At 57.4% G+C, this 18,785-nt stretch carries 20 protein-coding genes and 1 tRNA gene; 14 read left to right on the top strand and 7 right to left on the bottom strand.

Features of this window, described 5'->3' with window-relative positions; all coding sequences use genetic code 11:
• Positions 1-17 precede the first annotated feature (17 nt).
• A tRNA-Thr gene (locus EKM04_RS08470) sits at positions 18-93 on the top strand.
• A 149-nt stretch (positions 94-242) separates the two neighbouring features.
• Here the strand turns inward: EKM04_RS08470 and EKM04_RS23030 are convergent.
• Positions 243-512: a hypothetical protein gene (locus EKM04_RS23030; RefSeq protein ID WP_183894481.1), complete on the bottom strand. Its 270-nt coding sequence runs from the start codon at positions 510-512 to the stop codon at positions 243-245.
• On the opposite strand from EKM04_RS23030, the gene EKM04_RS23025 reads away from it, so the two are divergent.
• Positions 513-779: an acyltransferase gene (locus EKM04_RS23025; protein WP_252094050.1), complete on the top strand. Its 267-nt coding sequence runs from the start codon at positions 513-515 to the stop codon at positions 777-779.
• Positions 780-781: 2 nt separating this feature from the next.
• Here the strand turns inward: EKM04_RS23025 and EKM04_RS08455 are convergent, their stop codons facing one another.
• Both EKM04_RS08455 and rhaI read right to left on the bottom strand, forming a co-directional pair.
• Positions 782-1,153: a hypothetical protein gene (locus EKM04_RS08455; protein WP_183893817.1), complete on the bottom strand. Its 372-nt coding sequence runs from the start codon at positions 1,151-1,153 to the stop codon at positions 782-784.
• Positions 1,154-1,551: 398 nt separating this feature from the next.
• Positions 1,552-2,844 carry an L-rhamnose catabolism isomerase gene (gene rhaI, locus EKM04_RS08450; protein WP_183893815.1) on the bottom strand — a complete coding sequence of 431 codons (1,293 nt, stop codon included), beginning with the start codon at positions 2,842-2,844 and terminating at the stop codon, positions 1,552-1,554.
• A gap of 90 nt (positions 2,845-2,934) precedes the next feature.
• Here rhaI and EKM04_RS08445 point away from each other — a divergent pair, with 90 nt between their 5' ends.
• Positions 2,935-3,093, top strand: coding sequence for a YqaE/Pmp3 family membrane protein (locus EKM04_RS08445; RefSeq protein WP_042618061.1), 159 nt, complete (start codon positions 2,935-2,937; stop codon positions 3,091-3,093).
• Positions 3,094-3,146: 53 nt separating this feature from the next.
• Here EKM04_RS08445 and EKM04_RS08440 read toward each other — a convergent pair whose 3' ends face one another.
• Positions 3,147-5,240, bottom strand: a complete 2,094-nt coding sequence (locus EKM04_RS08440; RefSeq protein ID WP_183893813.1) for a bifunctional rhamnulose-1-phosphate aldolase/short-chain dehydrogenase — start codon at positions 5,238-5,240, stop codon at positions 3,147-3,149.
• Positions 5,241-5,441: 201 nt separating this feature from the next.
• Between EKM04_RS08440 and EKM04_RS08435 the strand changes: the two genes are divergently transcribed.
• The 7 genes from EKM04_RS08435 to EKM04_RS08405 all read left to right on the top strand — a co-directional run bounded on the left by EKM04_RS08435 (position 5,442) and on the right by EKM04_RS08405 (position 12,804).
• Positions 5,442-6,272, top strand: a complete 831-nt coding sequence (locus EKM04_RS08435; RefSeq protein WP_183893810.1) for a DeoR/GlpR family DNA-binding transcription regulator — start codon at positions 5,442-5,444, stop codon at positions 6,270-6,272.
• A 42-nt stretch (positions 6,273-6,314) separates the two neighbouring features.
• On the top strand, positions 6,315-7,325 hold the full coding sequence (rhaS, locus tag EKM04_RS08430) for a rhamnose ABC transporter substrate-binding protein (RefSeq protein WP_183893808.1): 1,011 nt from the start codon (positions 6,315-6,317) through the stop codon (positions 7,323-7,325).
• A gap of 211 nt (positions 7,326-7,536) precedes the next feature.
• On the top strand, positions 7,537-9,069 hold the full coding sequence (locus tag EKM04_RS08425; protein ID WP_210290026.1) for a sugar ABC transporter ATP-binding protein: 1,533 nt from the start codon (positions 7,537-7,539) through the stop codon (positions 9,067-9,069).
• Between the two features lie 14 nt (positions 9,070-9,083).
• On the top strand, positions 9,084-10,085 hold the full coding sequence (locus tag EKM04_RS08420; protein WP_183893806.1) for an ABC transporter permease: 1,002 nt from the start codon (positions 9,084-9,086) through the stop codon (positions 10,083-10,085).
• On the top strand, positions 10,082-11,089 hold the full coding sequence (locus tag EKM04_RS08415) for an ABC transporter permease (RefSeq protein ID WP_174151997.1): 1,008 nt from the start codon (positions 10,082-10,084) through the stop codon (positions 11,087-11,089). Before EKM04_RS08420 ends, EKM04_RS08415 begins: the two co-directional genes overlap by 4 nt.
• A 3-nt stretch (positions 11,090-11,092) precedes the next feature.
• Positions 11,093-11,416, top strand: a complete 324-nt coding sequence (rhaM, locus tag EKM04_RS08410) for an L-rhamnose mutarotase (RefSeq protein ID WP_183893804.1) — start codon at positions 11,093-11,095, stop codon at positions 11,414-11,416.
• The gene (locus EKM04_RS08405) at positions 11,413-12,804 is read left to right on the top strand and encodes an FGGY-family carbohydrate kinase (RefSeq protein ID WP_183893802.1); all 1,392 of its coding nucleotides are present in this window, start codon (positions 11,413-11,415) and stop codon (positions 12,802-12,804) included. Before rhaM ends, EKM04_RS08405 begins: the two co-directional genes overlap by 4 nt.
• Here the strand turns inward: EKM04_RS08405 and EKM04_RS08400 are convergent.
• From EKM04_RS08400 to EKM04_RS08390, 3 genes are read right to left on the bottom strand one after another with little or no spacing between them, the layout of a single operon-like run.
• Entirely contained in the window at positions 12,789-13,187 is a 399-nt protein-coding gene (locus tag EKM04_RS08400; RefSeq protein ID WP_183893800.1) for a DUF2177 family protein, read from the bottom strand. The genes EKM04_RS08405 and EKM04_RS08400 overlap by 16 nt on opposite strands.
• A 12-nt stretch (positions 13,188-13,199) precedes the next feature.
• Entirely contained in the window at positions 13,200-13,859 is a 660-nt protein-coding gene (locus tag EKM04_RS08395; protein WP_183893798.1) for a ChrR family anti-sigma-E factor, read from the bottom strand.
• Entirely contained in the window at positions 13,856-14,425 is a 570-nt protein-coding gene (locus EKM04_RS08390) for a sigma-70 family RNA polymerase sigma factor (RefSeq protein WP_174151991.1), read from the bottom strand. The genes EKM04_RS08395 and EKM04_RS08390 overlap by 4 nt, the downstream gene beginning before the upstream one ends.
• A gap of 236 nt (positions 14,426-14,661) precedes the next feature.
• Between EKM04_RS08390 and EKM04_RS08385 the strand changes: the two genes are divergently transcribed.
• The 4 genes from EKM04_RS08385 to EKM04_RS08370 all read left to right on the top strand — a co-directional run bounded on the left by EKM04_RS08385 (position 14,662) and on the right by EKM04_RS08370 (position 18,647).
• Positions 14,662-16,014 (top strand): NAD(P)/FAD-dependent oxidoreductase, encoded by a 1,353-nt coding sequence (locus EKM04_RS08385; protein ID WP_183894425.1) that lies wholly within the window; start codon positions 14,662-14,664, stop codon positions 16,012-16,014.
• Positions 16,011-16,841 carry a DUF1365 domain-containing protein gene (locus EKM04_RS08380; RefSeq protein ID WP_183893796.1) on the top strand — a complete coding sequence of 277 codons (831 nt, stop codon included), beginning with the start codon at positions 16,011-16,013 and terminating at the stop codon, positions 16,839-16,841. The genes EKM04_RS08385 and EKM04_RS08380 overlap by 4 nt, the downstream gene beginning before the upstream one ends.
• The gene (locus EKM04_RS08375) at positions 16,838-18,055 is read left to right on the top strand and encodes an SAM-dependent methyltransferase (protein WP_174151989.1); all 1,218 of its coding nucleotides are present in this window, start codon (positions 16,838-16,840) and stop codon (positions 18,053-18,055) included. The genes EKM04_RS08380 and EKM04_RS08375 overlap by 4 nt, the downstream gene beginning before the upstream one ends.
• A 346-nt stretch (positions 18,056-18,401) precedes the next feature.
• Positions 18,402-18,647, top strand: coding sequence for a DUF982 domain-containing protein (locus EKM04_RS08370; protein ID WP_174151987.1), 246 nt, complete (start codon positions 18,402-18,404; stop codon positions 18,645-18,647).
• Positions 18,648-18,785 lie beyond the last annotated feature (138 nt).

Here is an 18,785-nt window from a genome sequence, read left to right as displayed (position 1 = left end):
TGTTCGACGCTTGGCAAGCCGCTTTAGCTCAGGTGGTAGAGCACATCATTCGTAATGATGGGGTCGCAGGTTCGAGTCCTGCAAGCGGCACCACTTTCAAGATTATAAATCCAACCACATGTCTTCGTTCATCGCAGTCTGATGACCGTCATTCGAATATAGGTTCGTGCCAGTTTGACGATCTATAAGGTCAACTCCACTGGTCGATAGGCGCAGAGAATAGGGAGTTTGCAAGCGTGTTTTTACGACGGGCAAGACAGCGCGTTATTGGTTTTTTGAGCAGGGGAAAGGTTCAGTTCGGACCCAAGTGCGACATTAACTTCGGAACCCAGTTTCTCGTCCGAACTGGCACCATAAAGATAGGCCGACGAGCGCATATCCGCAGAGGCTCCATCATTCACACCTATGGCGGCGACATCACCATCGGGAACAACTTCAGTCTTAACCCGTATGCGATTATCTACGGGCCCGGTCGCGTCGTCATAGGGAATGACGTTCGGGTCGCGGCGCACGTGACAATCGTCGCTTCCAATCACAATTTCGACGACCCCACGAGAACGATAAAATCCCAGGGCAACTCTTCAATCGGCATCACGATCGGAAACGATGTCTGGATTGGTGCCAATTGCGTCATTCTCGACGGTGCCAAGATCGCTGACGGATGCGTTATTGCGGCCGGCTCCGTGGTGCGCGGAGAAACCGTGACGATGGGAATATACGCAGGCGTTCCGGCCAAGCTGAAACGCCTGCGGGGTCAAGAAAGATCGGTCTCGATGTAGGATTAGCCGATACGAGGGCAGCCTTCTCGGTTGGCCAGTCGAAGTCGGGTATATTCGTTTCTGCGACCGTAGCCCTCAATCACGATGCGCCGCGAGTCGGCTTCGATGATCTGCGGATCGGTCATACCCCGACGAAGGGCATTTCTTATCGCTTCCCTGGGGCTGCAACCCCGATCGTAGCGCTCTTCACGGTAGTCCCGCTCAGGCCGGTAATCTCTGTTTCCGCCTTCACGGTAGTCGCGATCGGGCCTGTAGGCCCTATCTCTGCCTTCGCCGATATATAGTTCGAAGTCCTGCGCTTGCGCAGCGAACGGTCCATGGCCGACAGAAAAAATCGTCGTCACAATAAGCAGAGTAAGGCTTGCCAGTTTCATGATGGTTCTCCTGCGTTATGTGGCAAGTGTACATCCCTTATGATGAACGCCAGCAGAACAGTTTTCTCAACGCTGACGCTGCCATCACTGTTGGGTCTGCGGCTGAACCGTCGTCCTCGGTATCAACGTCCCATCCTGGCTTTGCGGTGAAAGCTGCCGATCGCCGTTCAGAAACGCAATGCTTACGACGATGCCCACAAGCACTAACAAGAGCGCGACGAAAATCAGGCCTGATCTGTCTATTGGTTGTTTCATAACGCCCTAACATAAACGCGAATGTGAAGATGATGGGGCGAAAAACACGATTCTTTAATGGCGGACATATTTGGTTACAAATGCATGAAGGCACGCTCTCGCATGCCTTCATGTGTTAACGTTTGCCGCATCGGTGGAGCGCCTCAGATGATGCCGCCACTGCCGCCTTTCGATTCAGGGCGTTCCGCTGCCACCTTGGCGCGATAGCCGCTGGCGCGGTAGGTGGCGACAGGATCGATGGCTCCGCCTGCCCGTCTCCGGACCTCTGCCAGAATAGGTTCCACATCGGTCCGATACGCGCGTTTCAGCGTGTCTGATGCCATGAGGGCATCGTTGTCCTGCTGGAAGCCATCGAGTGCCATCCGGTCAACCAGCAGCGCCTGCGCGTAGGCGCGGCGGATTTCGTTGGCGCTGGAGATCAGGCTTTCGATGGGGTCGGTCACATTGTGCGATTGGTCGATCATGTGGGCCGGGTGGAAGCCCTTGACGCCGCGATGGTCGGCATCCACCAACTCGTTAAAGACGAGGAACAGGCGGTAAGGATCGATGGAGCCTGCATCCAGGTCGTCATCGCCATATTTGCTGTCGTTGAAGTGGAAACCGCCGAGTTTGCCGAACTGGATGAGGCGGGCGACGATCATTTCGATGTTGGTATTGGGCGCGTGGTGGCCGAGGTCCACCAGGCAGAATGCCTTTTCACCCAAAGTATTGGCAATGAGGTAGTTCGTGCCCCAATCCTGCACCACTGTGGAATAGAAGGCAGGTTCGTACATCTTGTGTTCGGAGAAGATGCGCCAGTCATCCGGCAACGCTTTGTAGATCTCTGCCATTCCGGAGAGATAACGCTCGAAGCTCTTGGTGAAATTGCTCTGCCCTGGGAAATTGGAGCCGTCTCCCACCCACACCGTCAGCGCCTTGGAGCCGAGCGCAGTGCCGATTTCGATGCATTCGATGTTGTGGTCGACGGCCTGTCGACGCGTTGCCGCATCGGCATGGCTCAGCGAGCCGTATTTGTAGGAATGGGGCTGGTCCGGCGCATCGGAAAACGTGTTGGAATTCATGGCATCGAAGCCAAGGCCCAGCGCGCTCGCATGCGCCTTGAGCGCTTTCGGATCTTCCTTATCCCATGGAATATGCAGGGAAACATTGGGCGTGGCAGATGTCAGCTGGTTGATGACGGCGCAATCATCCAGCTTGTCGAAAATGCCGCGCGGCTCACCCTTTCCGGGAAAGCGGGCGAAACGGGTGCCGCCGGTTCCAACACCCCAGGACGGAACGGCGACGAAAAACTCGGACACTTTCTTCGCGACAACATCGATGTCGATATTGCGGCGCGAGAGATGCTCGCCCAAAGCGGCGTAATCCGCATCGTGCGCCTCACCGTGCTTTTGGTTTTCCGCCTCGACAATATCTGCCGCAATCCTCAATTCCATCATCTCTTCCTCCCTTTGCGTGCCCCGCCGATTGAACCAATTCCGTGCTCCCCACGTTATGTCGTCGAAAACAATCAGACGGGGTATTCAATCGTGGACGTCATTCGCATCATTCTTGCCATTTTCCTGCCGCCAGTCGGCGTCTTTCTCCAGGTTGGCCTCGGCCTTCACTTCTGGCTGAACATCCTGCTGACACTCTGTGGCTATATCCCCGGCATCATCCATGCCATCTGGGTCATTCTGCGCAAGTAAGCGCATGGTACGACAGAGCGCCTGCGAACAAACACGCAGGCGCTTTTCGTTGTTCAGCGCGTGAAGCTCTGCGCATTTCCGGCATCGACATTGATGATGTTGCCCGTGGACTTGGCCGAAACATCCGAGGCAAAGAAATAGATCGCCTCGGCAATATCTTCCGGCAAGACATTCAGTTTGAGCATGGAACGCTTCCTGTAATGCTCTTCCAAATCATCGATTTCGATCTTGGACGATGCAGCGCGTTGTTCCCGCCACTCCCCGTTCCAGATTTTCGAACCGCGCAGAACTGCGTCAGGGTTGACCGTGTTGACGCGAATACCGGCGTCAGCACCTTCAAGCGCCAGGCAACGTGCGAGGTGAATTTCCGCAGCCTTGGCCGTGCAGTAAGCGGACGCATTGGGTGACGACGCCAAGCCGTTCTTGGAGGCCACGAAAACGACGTTGCCACCAAGATTCTGGCGACGGAACAGGCGGAACGCCTCCCGCGACACAAGGAAATAGCCGGTCGCAAGAATGTCGATATTCCTGTTCCACATGGCAAGCGTCGTGTCTTCCACAGGGGCGGATGAGGCAATACCGGCATTCGATACCAGAATATCAACACCGCCAAATTCAACGCTGGCTCCGACAAAGGCCGAAAGCACCGCGTCTTCCTTCGTCACATCCAGCGTGACACTGCGAACGGCGTCCATGCTGTAGCGCTTCTCGAAATCACCCTTCGTGGCTGCAAGTGCCGCTTCATCAATGTCAGCCAGCACAACGCAGGCGCCTTCGCTGGCCAGACGCTCGGCTGTCGCACGGCCGATGCCACCAGCGCCGCCGGTAATGAAGGCCACGCGGCCTGCAAGGCTTTTCGGCTTGGGCATACGCTGGAGCTTTGCTTCTTCCAGCAACCAGTATTCGATATCGAAGGCTTCCTGCTCGGGAAGACCCTGATACTCCGAAACGGTCGATGCGCCGCGCATCACGTTGATGGCGTTGACGTAGAACTCACCGGCGATGCGTGCGGTCGCCTTGTCCTTGGCGAAGGACAGCATGCCGACGCCGGGGATGAGAAAAATCACTGGGTTCGGATCACGGATTTTGGGTGAATTGTCGTGTTTGCAGGTCTCGTAATACCTGACGTAATCGGCGCGATAATCCTCCAGCGCCTTGTCCAGACCGGCCACCACGCCGTCCACATCCGGGTTAACGGTGTCGAGATCGAGGATCAGTGGACGGATCTTGGTGCGCAGAAAGTGGTCCGGGCAGGACGTGCCGAGCGCACCGAGTGGCTTCAATTGCACCGAATTGACGAATTCCAGAACGGCGTCCTGATCATCGAAATGGCCAAGCTTGCGTTCATCGCGACCGATGCGGCCACGAATTTCCGGCATCAAGCGCGCCGCAATGGCGCGGCGTTCTGCCTGTGGCAGCGCGTTAGCAACCGCGCCGCCGAAGATGGTCTTGCCTTCGGTCTTCGCAGCGAACCATTCGATCGCCTTGTTGATGATGGCGAGCGTCAGTTCGTAACACGTCTTCGCATCATTATCCCAGGTGAAAAGGCCGTGGCTTTCCAGCACGACGCCCTTGGAATTGGGATTGGCCTTCACGAAGGCTTCGAGATCGAGACCGAGCTGGAAGCCGGGACGACGCCATGGCAGCCAGCCAATGTCAGCCCCGAAAATCTCTTGCGTCAATTCTTTCGAATTCTTGGAGGCGGCAATGGCGATGATGGCATCCGGGTGCATGTGATCGACATGGTCGAACGGCACGAAACCGTGCAGAGGGGTGTCGATGGAAGCCGCGCGCGGATTGAGATTGAAGGTGCAATGGGGAAGAAACCCGACCATCCGGTCCTCGTCTTCCACACCCTTGTAGATACCCTTCAATGCTTCCAGCTTGTCCATGTAGAGCGTGGCAAAGCCATCCAGCTTGATGGTGCCGACATCGCCGCCGGAGCCCTTGACCCACATGACGCGGGCCTTCTCGCCGGTTAGAGGATCGGTTTCCAGCACCTTTGCGGAGGTGTTTCCGCCACCGTAATTGGTGATGCGCTTGTCCGCGCCCAGCAGGTTGGAGCGATAGAGCAGTTTGCCCGGCTCATCGAGCTTTGCAGCGTAAGCATCGTCCCAGCGGCTTTCGAGAAGACGGGTCTGTCCCATCGGCATATCCTCCCATATCGTTTATTCGCAGACTTTCGAACCAGCCCGCCTCCTGTTAAAGGCAGATATCGCGCAATCAAAAGCGCAATGTCAATCATAAACGATCATATATTTTCATTGTGCGATGCAACATTATTTATTTTGATTGAACTTGGTTGACAACATCAGAAGTTTACGGAAGATTACGATCAGGAGGACCCCATGCACGAAAGCGAACGCCATCGCATCATCTTGAGCGCCATACAGGAAAAGCCTGTTGTGACGGTGCAGGATATTGCCGAATTGACGGATGCTTCCGAAGCAACAATCCGGCGCGATATCGCCTCTCTGCATGTTCAGGGAAAGCTGAGGCGCGTGAGAGGTGGGGCAGAGGCGGTACACCCGCCACAGCTTGGAAATCTGGCTGCACGGCCATTTCGCGTGTCGGAATCGGTCAATATCGACAAGAAACGCGCAATTGCACGCAAGGCCGTCGATCTCTGCGAGGAAGGCGACGCGATCATCATCAATGGTGGCACCACCACCTTCCAGATGGTGCACTACATGTCGGCCCGGCGTTTGCAGGTCATGACGAACTCCTTCGCCATTGCCGAACATCTCGTCAAGCATTCGAAATGCAATGTCAGCGTTCCCGGCGGCGCGATCTACCGCGACCAGAGCCTGATCCTGTCGCCTTTCGAGAATGACGCGATCCGCAATTTCTATGCGCGGCGCATCTTTATCGGCGCGCAAGGTGTCGGTGCGCTCGGCATCATGGAGTCGGACGCGCTGGTCATCCAGAGCGAACAGAAATTGATGCGGCAGGCGGAGGAACTGATCGTGATGGTCGATAGCTCCAAGTTCCGCAAACGCTCCAGCCTCATTCTCTGCCCCTTGGATAATGTCTCGACCATCATCACCGATGACGGCATTTCGGACGAGGCAGCGCGAATGGTCGAGGCAGCGGGCGTCGCACTTGTTGTCGCCGGATCGGTTGCGGGCGCTCAGGCGCCCCCATCGGCGGATGAAGAGGGTTCTGCTTCGGTTGCTTGAGGGGCGCCGGAGGGGAGTGGTTTTAACGGGAGGAAACAGAACATGAAACTTACACGCAGAAAACTGACCCGCGCCTTGGCGCTCAGTGTTGCCATCGGCGTTGCCGGTTTTGGCAACATAGCGCAGGCAAAAGACATGAAAATCGCGCTGGTCGTCAAGTCGCTCGGCAACGGCTTCTTCGAGGCCGCCAACAAGGGCGCGCAGGAAGCTGCCAAGGAGCTCGGCGGCGTAGAGATCATCTACACCGGCCCCACGACGACCACGGCGGAAGGTCAGATCGAAGTCATCAATTCGCTGATTGCGCAGGGTGTGGACGCCATCGCGATTTCCGCCAACGATCCGGATGCGGTGGTGCCAGCCCTCAAGAAAGCAGCACAGCGCGGCATCAAGGTCATCTCCTGGGATAGTGGCGTTGCACCGGCGGGCCGTATTCTCCAGCTCAACCCTTCATCCAATGCGCTGATTGGAAAGATGTGCCTGCAACTGGCAGCCGCGCATCTGGAAGGCGGCAAGGGTGAATTTGCGATCCTGTCTGCCACGACCACCTCGACGAACCAGAATATCTGGATCGAAGAGATGAAGAAGCAGTTGAAGGACTTCTCCGGCCTCAACCTCGTCACCACCGTCTATGGCGACGATCTGGCCGACAAGAGCTACCGTGAAGCGCAGGGCCTGTTGACCTCGCAGCCGAATGTGAAGGTTATCGTCGCGCCGACCACCGTCGGTGTGCTGGCTGCATCGCAGGCGGTGAAGGATGCAGGCAAGATCGGTCAGGTCTTCGTGACGGGCCTTGGCCTTCCTTCTGAAATGGCCGGCGCTATCAAGTCCGGTGCCACCAAGGAATTCGCCATCTGGAATCCGATCGACCTAGGCTACTCCGCAACCCAGATCGCCTATCACCTCGTCAAGGGTGATGCTGACGGCAAGCCGGGCACCGAGATCGAGGCCGGACGCATGGGCAAGATCAAGGTTGGCGAAAACAGCGAAGCGGCCATGGCCGATCCGTTTATCTATGACGCCAAGAACATCGATCAGTTCTCGAAGATTTTCTGATCTGACGGACGGTAGTGGGTGGGGCTTACCCCCCTCTGCCCTGCCGGGCATCTCCCCCACGAGGAGGGAGATTGGCTTGGCGCACGCTGCCATTTCACATTCAAGGTGAGAGTTTGGCGAGAGATAACCGCGACTCGATCTCCCCCCTTGTGGGGAGATGTCCGGCAGGACAGAGGGGGGTAAGCCCACCCACAACCAAAGAAAATAGATAATGCGTGCTGAAACAAAAATCGCAGATGCGCCAGGGGCTTCGCTACTGGAGCCCATTCTCGAAATGCGCGGCATCAGCCAGATATTCCCCGGCGTCAAAGCGCTGGATGGCGTCAACATCCAGCTCTATCCCGGCAAGGTTACGGCGCTGATCGGTGAAAACGGTGCAGGCAAATCGACACTGGTGAAAATCCTGACCGGCATTTACCGGCCCAACGAAGGCGAGATCCTGCTGGATGGCCAGCCGGTGACGTTTCACAGCGCGCAGGATGCTCTCGATGCCGGTGTCACCGCCATTCATCAGGAAACCGTGCTGTTCGATGAACTCTCGGTCGGCGAAAACATCTTTCTCGGCCATGCGCCAAAAACCCGTTTCGGGCTGATCGACTGGAAGACGATCAACGATCAATCGCGCACGCTTCTAGAGCGGCTGGAAAGCAAGATCGATCCAACGATCCGGTTGAAAGACCTGTCGATTGCGCAGCGGCATCTGGTGGCGATTGCCCGTGCGCTGTCTGTCGAAGCGCGCATCGTCATCATGGATGAGCCGACAGCAGCGCTTTCCCGCAAGGAAATAGACGACCTGTTCCGCATCGTGGAAAACCTGAAGCGGCAGGGCAAGGCCATCCTCTTCATCAGCCACAAATTCGATGAGGTCTATGAAATAGCAGAAAGCTATGCGGTTTTCCGCGATGGCAAGATGGTCGGTTCGGGCGATCTGGCGCAGACCCCGCAGGATGAAATCGTACGCCTGATGGTGGGGCGCGACGTCAAGGACGCCTTTCCGAAACAGGCTGTCAACATCGGCGCGACGACGCTTTCCGTCGAACGCTATTGCCACGAGACGGAGTTTCGCGACATTTCCTTCGACCTGCGCAAGGGTGAAATTCTCGGTCTTTACGGGTTGATCGGCGCTGGCCGCTCGGAGCTTTGCCAGTCGCTCTTCGGTATCACCCGCCCCGCATCCGGCGCGCTCACATTGAATGGCGAAGCGCTGGCCATCCGCTCACCCGAAGATGCGATCCGCGCGGGCATCGTCTATGTGCCGGAAGAGCGTGGACGGCACGGGCTGGCGCTCGATATGCCGATCTATCAGAATATGTCTTTGCCCTCTCTCTCGCGAACATCGCGAAAAGGCTTTCTCACAGCAGCAAACGAATTTGCGCTTGCCCGGAAATATGCCTCTCGTCTTGATCTGCGTGCGGCGGCCTTGTCCGTGCCGGTCGGCACACTGTCCGGCGGTAACCAGCAGAAGGTCGTCATCGGCAAATGGCTGGCGACGCAGCCCAAGGTCATCATTCTGGACGAGCCGACCAAGGGCATCGATATCGGCTCCAAGGCCGCCGTGCATGGCTTCATCAGCGAGCTTGCCGCCGAGGGACTATCGATCATCATGATTTCATCCGAGCTGCCGGAAATCCTTGGCATGTCCGACCGCGCCATCGTGATGCGGGAAGGCCTGATGGCAGGCACGTTCGAGCGGGCGGAATTTTCACCGGAAAAGCTGGTGCGCGCCGCTACGGGCAATGCGTGAGGGGAAGCCACAGCATGAAAAGATTACTCAAGAACCGCGAATGGCTGCTGGCAGGCATCATCATCCTGTTGATCGCAGGCTTTTCCTGGCGCTCTCCGGGCTTTGAGCGACCGGGCAATCTCGTCAACATCTTCAACGATACCTCGATCCTCATCATTCTGGCACTGGGCCAGATGGCGGTGATCCTGACGAAATCCATCGACCTGTCGGTGGCCGCAAACCTTGCCTTTACCGGCATGGCGGTGGCCATGACCAATGCTGCCTTTCCCGGCCTTCCCCTGCCCGTCCTCATCGTCTTGGCAGTGGCCATCGGTGCGTTCCTGGGCTCGATCAACGGCATTCTTGTCTGGTGGCTGGGACTTCCTTCCATCGTCGTCACGCTGGGTACGCTCACCATCTATCGCGGCATGGCCTTCGTCCTGTCAGGCGGCGCCTGGGTCAATGCACATCAGATGTCGCCCACGTTTCTCAACGTCCCGCGCACGCCAATCCTCGGCATGCCGGTGCTGTCATGGGTGGCGATCCTCATCATCGCAGGCGCATGGCTGGTGTTGAGCCGCACCTCGTTCGGGCGTTCCGCCTACGCTTCCGGCGGCAATCCGGGAGCGGCTGTTTATGCCGGTATCGACGTCGGACGAACGCGCTTCCTGGCCTTTGTCCTCTCCGGTGCCTTGGCGGGTCTGGCAAGCTATCTCTGGGTCTCCCGATACGCAGTGGCCTATGTCGATATCGCATCCGGCTTCGAGCTGGATAGCGTGGCTGCCAATGTCATCGGCGGCATTTCGATTGCGGGCGGCATCGGCTCCGTCGCGGGGGCCGTGCTCGGTGCGCTCTTCCTCGGTGTCATCAAGAATGCGCTGCCGGTCATCGGCATTTCGCCCTTCGCGCAGATGGCGATTTCGGGCGTCGTCATCGTGCTGGCGGTCGTCTTCAATGCCCGTGCGGAGGCCAAGAAAGGCCGCATCATCCTGCGTGACAGAGCCAGGACTGAAATCACCAAGGAGGCTTCGGCATGAGCGTGACCGCATCTGACACCTCGACGCCGCGGGTCATTCCAGACAAGCTCGGCACACCATTCAAGCGCATCATGGCCAGCTGGGAGGTGCTCCTGCTCGGCGTCGCCATCCTCATCTTTATCGTCAATTCCTTTGCGTCGCCCTACTTCCTCGATGCCTATAATCTCTCGGACGCCACCTTCAATTTCACGGAAAAGGCGCTGATCGCCTTCGCCATGGCGCTGCTCATCATTGCAGGTGAGATCGATCTTTCGGTCGCCGCCATCATCGCGCTCGCCTCCACCGCCATGGGCTATGCGGTGCAACTGGGTGTCGGCACGCCGGGGCTGGTTGCCATCGGCATCGGCACCGGCCTTATCTGCGGGGCGTTCAACGGCTTTCTGGTGGCCGGATTGAAACTGCCATCCATCGTGGTCACCATTGGCACGATGAGCCTGTTTCGTGGCATTTCCTACATGGTGCTCGGAGATCAGGCCTTCGGCAAATACCCGGAAGACTTTGCCTATTTCGGCCAGGGTTATGTCTTCTGGGTCATCTCTTTCGAATTCCTGCTGTTCGTGGTGATGGCCGTGGTTTTCGCCATCCTGCTGCACGCCACGAATTTCGGGCGGCAGGTCTATGTTATCGGTACCAATCCGTTCGCCGCACGTTTTTCCGGCATCCCGGTGGAGCGGGTGAAGTTTATCCTCTTCCTGTTGACCGGCCTGATGAGCGGCATCGCCGCCGTATGCCTCACATCCCGCCTCGGCTCCACCCGCCCCTCCATCGCGCAAGGATGGGAGCTGGAAGTGGTGACGATGGTGGTGCTGGGTGGCGTGTCTATCCTCGGCGGATCCGGCACCATCGGCGGGGTGGTCATCGCCGCTTTCGTCATGGGCCTCGTCACCTTCGGGTTGGGTTTGTTGAACGTTCCCGGCATCGTCATGTCGATCTTCGTCGGCCTGCTTCTCATCATCACCATCGCCATTCCCATTGTCGTTCGCCGCCTGCGAGCCATGAGGTAGACCATGCCGGACCTTGAAAAACACGCCTTCAAGATGAAGCTCTTTCCCGGCATGGAAGCCGAGTACAGGAAGCGCCATGACGAGATATGGCCCGAACTGGTTACGCTGCTGCATGAGGCGGGCGTGAGCGATTATTCCATTCATCTCGATCACGAAACAAATATTCTATTTGGTGTTTTGACCCGCCGCCAGAACCACGGAATGGCCTCTTTGCCCGACCATCCGGTGATGAAAAAATGGTGGGCGCATATGTCCGACATCATGGAAAGCCATCAGGATCATTCCCCCGTCGCGACCAACCTCACCCTGTTGTTTCACCTGCCATGAGCGCGCCGGTCCGCAATGTCGCCATCATCGATATCGGCAAGACACACGCCAAGGTGATCGTCGTTGATGGGCAGAGCGGCGAGGAAATCGCCTCTCGTAAGGTCGCCAACCGGGTTCTGAGTAGCCCACCTTACCCGCATTACGATATTGACGCGCTGTGGACGTTCATCCTTGAGGGGCTGGCTGCATTTTACAGGGAGCCAGGATATCAGGCCATTTCCATCACGACCCACGGTGCCAGTGCCGCTCTGCTGAATGGCGAGGGTAATCTGGCGCTGCCGGTTCTGGATTACGAACACAGCTATCCCAATGACATCCAAAAAGCTTATGCCGTTCTGCGCCCTCCTTTTGAGGAAACCTTCTCGCCGGCTCTTCCCATGGGGCTGAATGTCGGCGCGCAACTGCATTATCAGAAAACAGAATTTCCCGAAGCCTTCGCCGATGTCGCCGACATCATGACCTATCCGCAATACTGGGCTTATCGACTGACCGGTGTTAAGGCCAACGAGGTAACGTCGCTTGGCTGTCACACCGATCTCTGGCAGCCGGGCAAGGCTGCATTTTCAAGCCTCCCGGACAGTCTGGGCATCACCGAACTGATGGCACCCGTGCGCTCGGCCTTCGATACGCTCGGATCGCTTTTGCCCGATATGGCGAAGCGTATCGGTGCCGGGGAAGCCATACCGGTCTATTGCGGTCTTCACGATTCCAACGCCTCGCTGCTGCCGCATCTGATGGTGCGTAAAGGTCCGTTTTCGGTGATCTCGACCGGTACATGGGTCGTCTGCTTCGGCGTCGGGGCACCGTTGGAAACGCTTGATCCGGCACGCGATACGCTGGTCAATGTGGATGCGTTCGCAAAGCCCGTGCCCTCGGCCCGCTTCATGGGCGGGCGGGAGTTCGAGCTGCTGACTGCGGGCGTCACGCCAGGTGATCCTTCGGCAAGCGCGGCAGCACTCGGTCGTGTCGTAACCGACATCATTCTTTATTGTCCCAATGCGGTCGAAGGTTCCGGACCGTATCCCGGAATGAAAGGGCATTGGATCAGGGAGCCACGAGATGATGATGAACGCTGGGTGGCTGCGTCTCTCTACGCTGCCATGATGACGGCACGTTGCCTTGAGCTTATCGGCAAAGCTCCCACGATCATCGTTGAAGGGCCGTTTGCGAGAAACACGCATTTCACCGCTGCACTGGCTGCGATAACCGGTGCGGGCGTCATGGTCACCGATGGGAACAGCCCATCAGGCACGGCTTTGGGTGCTGCACTGCTCGTGACGCGACAGGCGCCGCCTCAGTCCTATCACACGGTCCAACCGCTCTTGGGCCTGGAGAGCACTTATCGAAAGTGGCGCGAGCTCACCGATACGGCTTACAGGACAAGCTGAACCAGCCAATATCCGCCGACGGCAGCGGCGCCCGTCAGCACGGTGCCCCAGATAATATCGACAACACACATTTTCAGGGACCAGCCTTTGAGCGTCGAGAGGTTGGTCATGTCGTAGGTGCCGTAACTGATAAAGCCAAGGATGGCGCCGGACACCAAAGCCGACTGCCAGCCATCGCCATTGAGTGCAGGCACGACGGCGAAATAGACGATACCCGCGATGTAGAAGAGGTAGAAGATACCGGCAGCCGCAAAGTTGGGCTTTGCCAGCATCAGACCGCCGATTTCACGCCTGTAAAAGCCGATGGCCAGCTTTGACAGCCACAGGAAATCAAATCCGAAAAAGACGATGGCTGTACCGACATAGGCTAGGAGATAGTCCATCGTCCGCTCTCCTTATATGCCCAGAACAGGCTGAACGAGGCGAACCAGCCAGCTTTTGAATTTCAGTGGCGCGTCGGTTACGGCCAGACAGATGCAGTCCTGGCCTTCACCTGCAACGGGCTGGTGCATCAAATCTTCGTCTGCTTCCTCGAAGTCACCGCGACGGAAGACGTCGTTGCCGTCTTTAAAGTAACCGGAGAGAACAACCGTCAGTTCCCGCCCACCATGCGTATGTTCCGGCACCGGTTTGCCAGCCGGTATGCGCAGCAGCCGGACATTGGCCTCGCCATCGCGTGTAGGGATGGGGAAATGGTAAGCACCGGGTCCGAGCTGTTTCCATTTGAGCTTGTCCACATCACCACCGGCATAGGAGCGCAAAGGCTCAGGCAGCACTGCGTCGTCTCTGGCCTGCGCGACCGAACGGGAGGTTGCAGATGATCTGTCGGCGTGCAGAAGGGTGCGTATCTTCTCCCAGTCTGCATCCACGTTGCCCTGCGTCGGCTCGATGTCCGTTAAAAGCGCGCCGCCGGTCATTTCCAGCGCTTCGAGCCTCTGCCTGCTTTCGGGACACAAGGCGAGATGCGTCGAGACTGCAAGGCTCCAGCTCTCCCCAAGGCTTCCCGATGCGTAATCCAGAAGCAATTCGTCACTGACCTGATGCCGTACACTCATGTGCGTGACTCCAGTGCTGCGCGCAGCTTGGCAAAGGCCAGCCGGATGCGCGATTTGACCGTTCCGATGGGGAGGCCGAGTTGCTCGGCAATGGTGCTGTGGGACGCCTCATCGAAGAACGAGCGCTTCAGCAAGTCGAGTTGCTCCTGCGGCAATTGCGCCAAAGCGCGGTGCAGACGCTGCGCATCCTGGACCTCTTCCAACTGTGTGTCGGCGGCAGGTGCGTCGTCCTTCACGAAAGCCGGATCGTTGATGTCGAATTCCGGTCGCTTGTCCTTGCGGTGCGCATCAATTCTCAAGTTTCGGGCAATTCTGAAAATCCAGGCGGACACGTTGCCGCGGGCCGGATCGAAAAGGGCGGCCTTGTTCCAGACCGTCAACATGGTTTCCTGCATCAGTTCCTCAGCGGCTTGCGCATCACGCACCTGCCGTAACATATAGATCCGCACGCGCGGCCCGTAATACCGAAAAAGCACCTCGAAAGCCTCGACACTGCGCTCGGTTGCAACAGCTTTGATGAGGCCAGGACATTCACTCTCGATCGTATTCTTGACGGTATCATTCATGCGGATCGGCTTCACTCCGCGTCCATACGGCTTGGCTGCAACCGGGCTGTTCCGGTTGCTCCTAATATACTGGCACGCAGGTCCAGTTATGGAAACGTTTATTGTCATGAAACCAATTACGCCAGCGATGTTCCAGTGGATCACCAGCGACAAAAAAATGAACGGTGAGCAATCCAGTTGCCAACCGGGTGCGTAATGGCTGACATGGGAATATGGAATCAACGGCAATGGACATGATGACGGGCGAGAGCAATCGACACACAAGACCCCGGATTGCCGTCATCGGCTCAGGCATTTCCGGCCTTTCCGCTGCATGGATGCTGGATAAATCTGCGGATGTGACCCTGTTTGAGGCAGATAGCCGGTTGGGCGGCCATGCCAACACGGTGTTTGCCGATGTTCCCGGATCGGACCCAATCGCTGTCGACACCGGTTTTATCGTCTATAATGAACGCAACTATCCAAACCTCGTCGCCCTGTTCAAACATCTGGGCGTCGAAACCGACGAATCCGATATGTCATTTGCCGCGTCCCTGCGTGGCGGCTCTCTGGAATATTCCGGCTCGGGCATCGACGGCCTGTTCGGTCAGCGTTCCAACATTTTACGGCCCCGTTTCTGGAGCATGGTGCGAGACGTCCTGCGTTTTTACAAAAAGGCGCCGGAGCTTCTGAACGATCCGTCTTTGCAGACGACAAGTCTTGGCGAATATCTGGATGCCAACGGTTACTCGCTGAGCTTCGTGGACGATCACCTGCTACCGATGGGGGCCGCGATCTGGTCGACAACAGCGGCCGATATGCGCGCCTATCCCCTGCAAGCCTTCATCCGCTTCTTCGTCAATCACGGGCTGGTGCAACTGTCGGACCGGCCGCAATGGCGAACCGTCAGAGGTGGCAGTCGCGAATATGTCGCACGCATCATGGCGCAATTTAAAGGTACTGTTGTTCTCAACAGCCAGATCGAAGCCATCCGGCGTGACAACAGTGGCATCACCCTGCTGGACCGATCCGGTCAGGCATCCCATTTCGATGACGTGGTGATAGCCACCCATGCTGATCAGGCGCTTTTGCTTCTGGCCGATGCTGATGAGCGGGAGCGCTCGCTGCTCGGGGCGTTCGAATATACCCGCAATGCCGCTGTGCTGCACCGTGATGAAACGCTGATGCCGAAGCGCCGCAACGTTTGGTCCGCCTGGAACTATCTGAGCGAACCCAACGCGACCGGCACCGAGCAGCTCTGCGTCACCTATTGGATGAACCGCCTTCAGAACATCGATGAGGCAAACCCGCTTTTCGTGACGCTCAATCCTTCCAGACCGATAGATCCCGCCAAACTCATTCGCAGCTTCGACTATGCCCACCCACTCTTCGACGCCAAGGCGCTCGAAGCACAGAAGCAGCTGTGGAGCCTGCAAGGCCGTCGAAACACGTGGTTCTGCGGCGCGCATTTCGGTAGCGGTTTCCATGAGGACGGATTGCAATCAGGTCTGGCTGTTGCAGAGGCTCTTGGCGGTGTGAAGCGTCCGTGGACCGTCGCGCAGGAATCGGGACGGATTTTCCTCAGCCCCGACAAGGCTTTGGCGTCATGACGTTTCGCTCAGCCATCTACGCAGGACACGTCGTGCATGCGCGCCACCGCCCGCATGCACACAAGATGCGATACCGCGTCTTCTCGCTCCTGCTGGATCTGGATGAGCTTTCCATTCTGGACAAGGGGCTACGCCTGTTCGGTTATAACAGACGCGCCATCTTCAGCTTCCGCGACACCGACCATGGCGCCGGTGAAAAAGGTCAATTGAAGCAATGGGTGGAGCGCCATCTGGCGGCTGCGGGCTTGAACATACCGCCCGATGCCCTGCGCGTCGACATGCTCTGCTATCCGCGAATCTTCGGGTATGTCTTCAATCCGCTGACGGTTTATTTCTGCCATGACCGGCACGACCAGAACCGCCTCGTGGCCATTCTCTATGAGGTCTGCAATACCTTTCACGAGCGCCATACCTACATCATTCCGGCTGTCGTGAACGACAACGGCACAGTGCAGCATTCCTGCGCCAAGGAAATGTATGTTTCGCCTTTCGTGCCGATGGAATGTACCTACGAGTTCCGCATCCGTCCGCCGGATGACAAGGTGCTCGTGACCATCAACGAACAGGACGGCGAAGGCGATTTGCTGTTTGCGTCTTTTGCCGGAACGCGCCGCGCGTTGAGCGATGGCACACTGGGGCGCGCACTCCTGACCTACCCATTGATGACGCTCAAGATCATGGGCGCCATTCATTGGGAAGCGCTTCGCCTCTGGGCAAAAGGCAATCCGATTTATCGACACAAGGCCGCGAAGCAACGCATCGCGAGTTCTGTCAGCGTCAATGACCGTGACGCGGCGGGCGCAACAACGGGAGGTATCAGAAAATGAGTCACGCCGAGGAGGAAACCATCCCGTTTTTGATGGATCGCGCCCCTTTATGGCAGCGGATGATCTGCCGCCGGGTGAGCAACATGACCCATGGTCGCCTGACTCTGGTCTTTCCCGGTGGATGCGAATATGTCGTCAGCGGGCCTGAACCCGGGCCGCACGGCGTGATCAGCCTGAACCGCGGCCGCGTGGTGCGAAGACTGGTCATGGGTGGAAGCCTCGGCTTTGCGCAATCCTATATGGATGGCGATTGGGAGAGCCCCGATCTGGTCAGCCTTTTGGAGCTCGCCATCGCCAATGAGAAAAACTGGCAGGCCGTTTCCGAGCCATCCCGGCTGGTGTCCGCCTTCGCGCTTCTGCGCCACCGCCTTCGCCGCAACTCAAAGGCAGGCAGCCGTCGCAATATCTCGTTCCACTATGATCTGGGCAATCGTTTCTATTCCGCATGGCTCGATGAGACCATGACCTATTCGTCGGCGCTGTTTGAAACGCCGGGCCAGAGCCTGGCGGAAGCACAGAACGCCAAATACGACCGCATTGTCGAACAGCTGAAGATCGGACCCGACGACCACGTGCTGGAGGTGGGCTGCGGATGGGGCGGCTTTGCGGAATATGCCATCGCCAAGACCGGCTGCCGTGTGACAGGCCTTACGCTCTCGACCGAACAGGCGGATTTCGCGCGGGCGCGGCTTGCAAAGGCAGGTCTTGCAGACCGTGCCGATATCCGACTGGAAGATTACCGTGATTGCCAGGGGCAATATTCGAAAATCGTCTCTATCGAGATGTTCGAAGCCGTGGGCGAAGAGAACTGGCCGACCTATTTCCGGCGCCTGCGCGAGCTTCTGGCAAAAGGTGGGGAAGCCATGGTGCAGGTCATTACCATCCATGAAGACCGATTCGATGAATATAGTCGCAACGCTGACTTCATTCAGACCTACATTTTCCCCGGCGGCATGCTGCCCTCGATCACCAAGTTCCGCGATGCGGCTGCACTGGAGGGTTTTGCCAACACCGACACGCTCCAGTTCGGCAAGGATTACGACCGCACCCTGATGCTGTGGGACCGCGCGTTCCTCGCCAATTGGCACCGCATTGAGCCGCTCGGATTCGATGAGCGTTTTTTCCGCATGTGGCGCTACTACCTGCATTATTGCTCCGCCGGTTTCCGTGCCGGGACCATAGACGTCGTTCAGTTCAAGTTGAGCAACAGCTAAGGCTGGCAATTATGCCGAGAGGGCAATCCCCTCGTGCGCAATGAAATTGCTTGCATGGATGGAACTTCCAGAAGGCATTCACGTTACGGTGAGTGTCTTGTTTTAGCATCGAATACTTTAGCGCCGGCAAAATGGCCCATTCGATGCGCAACCTGGAGTGTCTCCCATGAATCAGATTATCTACATCGTCGGCCTGGTCGTCATCGTTCTCGCTATCCTGTCGTTCTTCGGCTTCCGTTGAGATTTAAATTTCCGATTGTAAATTTAAGCATTCGCAAATATTCTCTTTCGTGGGAACCATGTCGGCGAGACACTCGTTGACATCGGCTGATAGGGAGGTGTCCGAATGAAGCGAGCAATATGGACGGAACCTGTCGAAGTGAGCTTCGACAAGAATACCAGAAACGTCATTGCCGGGCCGTTTGATGCCCTGGCACTTTTGACCGACAACTGGCCGCACGTGCGTGGATTGACGTTCGTCAGAGCCCGGAGCGCATGCAGAGCGGCACTGGATGGACGCAAAACCGTCGAGGAAGCGCGCCGCTGGTTTGAAGATGCCGTTTCAGAGGCCGGCAAGCAGAAAAAGCACTGACGATGTGATGTTCAATTTGACGTAAATCAAGCTTAAAAAAATGGCCCCAGTCGGGGCCATTTCAGACTGCTGACAAACCCGCCGATTTTTGTCGGTGGGTTTTTGCGTTTTTGGGCTTCTCGTTCAGGTGGTGTTTTC

It is taken from the genome of Rhizobium skierniewicense Ch11, assembly GCF_023757665.1.
Lineage (GTDB): Bacteria > Pseudomonadota > Alphaproteobacteria > Rhizobiales > Rhizobiaceae > Agrobacterium > Agrobacterium skierniewicense.
This window is presented reverse-complemented; position numbering and strand designations above follow the sequence as displayed.

What these genes read in the sequence shown, in the direction of transcription:
- EKM04_RS08455 (WP_183893817.1), bottom strand. Translation starts at nt 1,153, where the DNA reads ATGAAACTGGCAAGCCTTACTCTGCTTATTGTGACGACGATTTTTTCT.
- rhaI (WP_183893815.1), bottom strand. Translation starts at nt 2,844, where the DNA reads ATGATGGAATTGAGGATTGCGGCAGATATTGTCGAGGCGGAAAACCAA.
- EKM04_RS08440 (WP_183893813.1), bottom strand. Translation starts at nt 5,240, where the DNA reads ATGGGACAGACCCGTCTTCTCGAAAGCCGCTGGGACGATGCTTACGCT.
- EKM04_RS08435 (WP_183893810.1), top strand. Translation starts at nt 5,442, where the DNA reads ATGCACGAAAGCGAACGCCATCGCATCATCTTGAGCGCCATACAGGAA.
- rhaS (WP_183893808.1), top strand. Translation starts at nt 6,315, where the DNA reads ATGAAACTTACACGCAGAAAACTGACCCGCGCCTTGGCGCTCAGTGTT.
- EKM04_RS08425 (WP_210290026.1), top strand. Translation starts at nt 7,537, where the DNA reads ATGCGTGCTGAAACAAAAATCGCAGATGCGCCAGGGGCTTCGCTACTG.
- EKM04_RS08420 (WP_183893806.1), top strand. Translation starts at nt 9,084, where the DNA reads ATGAAAAGATTACTCAAGAACCGCGAATGGCTGCTGGCAGGCATCATC.
- EKM04_RS08415 (WP_174151997.1), top strand. Translation starts at nt 10,082, where the DNA reads ATGAGCGTGACCGCATCTGACACCTCGACGCCGCGGGTCATTCCAGAC.
- rhaM (WP_183893804.1), top strand. Translation starts at nt 11,093, where the DNA reads ATGCCGGACCTTGAAAAACACGCCTTCAAGATGAAGCTCTTTCCCGGC.
- EKM04_RS08405 (WP_183893802.1), top strand. Translation starts at nt 11,413, where the DNA reads ATGAGCGCGCCGGTCCGCAATGTCGCCATCATCGATATCGGCAAGACA.
- EKM04_RS08400 (WP_183893800.1), bottom strand. Translation starts at nt 13,187, where the DNA reads ATGGACTATCTCCTAGCCTATGTCGGTACAGCCATCGTCTTTTTCGGA.
- EKM04_RS08395 (WP_183893798.1), bottom strand. Translation starts at nt 13,859, where the DNA reads ATGAGTGTACGGCATCAGGTCAGTGACGAATTGCTTCTGGATTACGCA.
- EKM04_RS08390 (WP_174151991.1), bottom strand. Translation starts at nt 14,425, where the DNA reads ATGAATGATACCGTCAAGAATACGATCGAGAGTGAATGTCCTGGCCTC.
- EKM04_RS08385 (WP_183894425.1), top strand. Translation starts at nt 14,662, where the DNA reads ATGACGGGCGAGAGCAATCGACACACAAGACCCCGGATTGCCGTCATC.
- EKM04_RS08380 (WP_183893796.1), top strand. Translation starts at nt 16,011, where the DNA reads ATGACGTTTCGCTCAGCCATCTACGCAGGACACGTCGTGCATGCGCGC.
- EKM04_RS08375 (WP_174151989.1), top strand. Translation starts at nt 16,838, where the DNA reads ATGAGTCACGCCGAGGAGGAAACCATCCCGTTTTTGATGGATCGCGCC.
- EKM04_RS08370 (WP_174151987.1), top strand. Translation starts at nt 18,402, where the DNA reads ATGAAGCGAGCAATATGGACGGAACCTGTCGAAGTGAGCTTCGACAAG.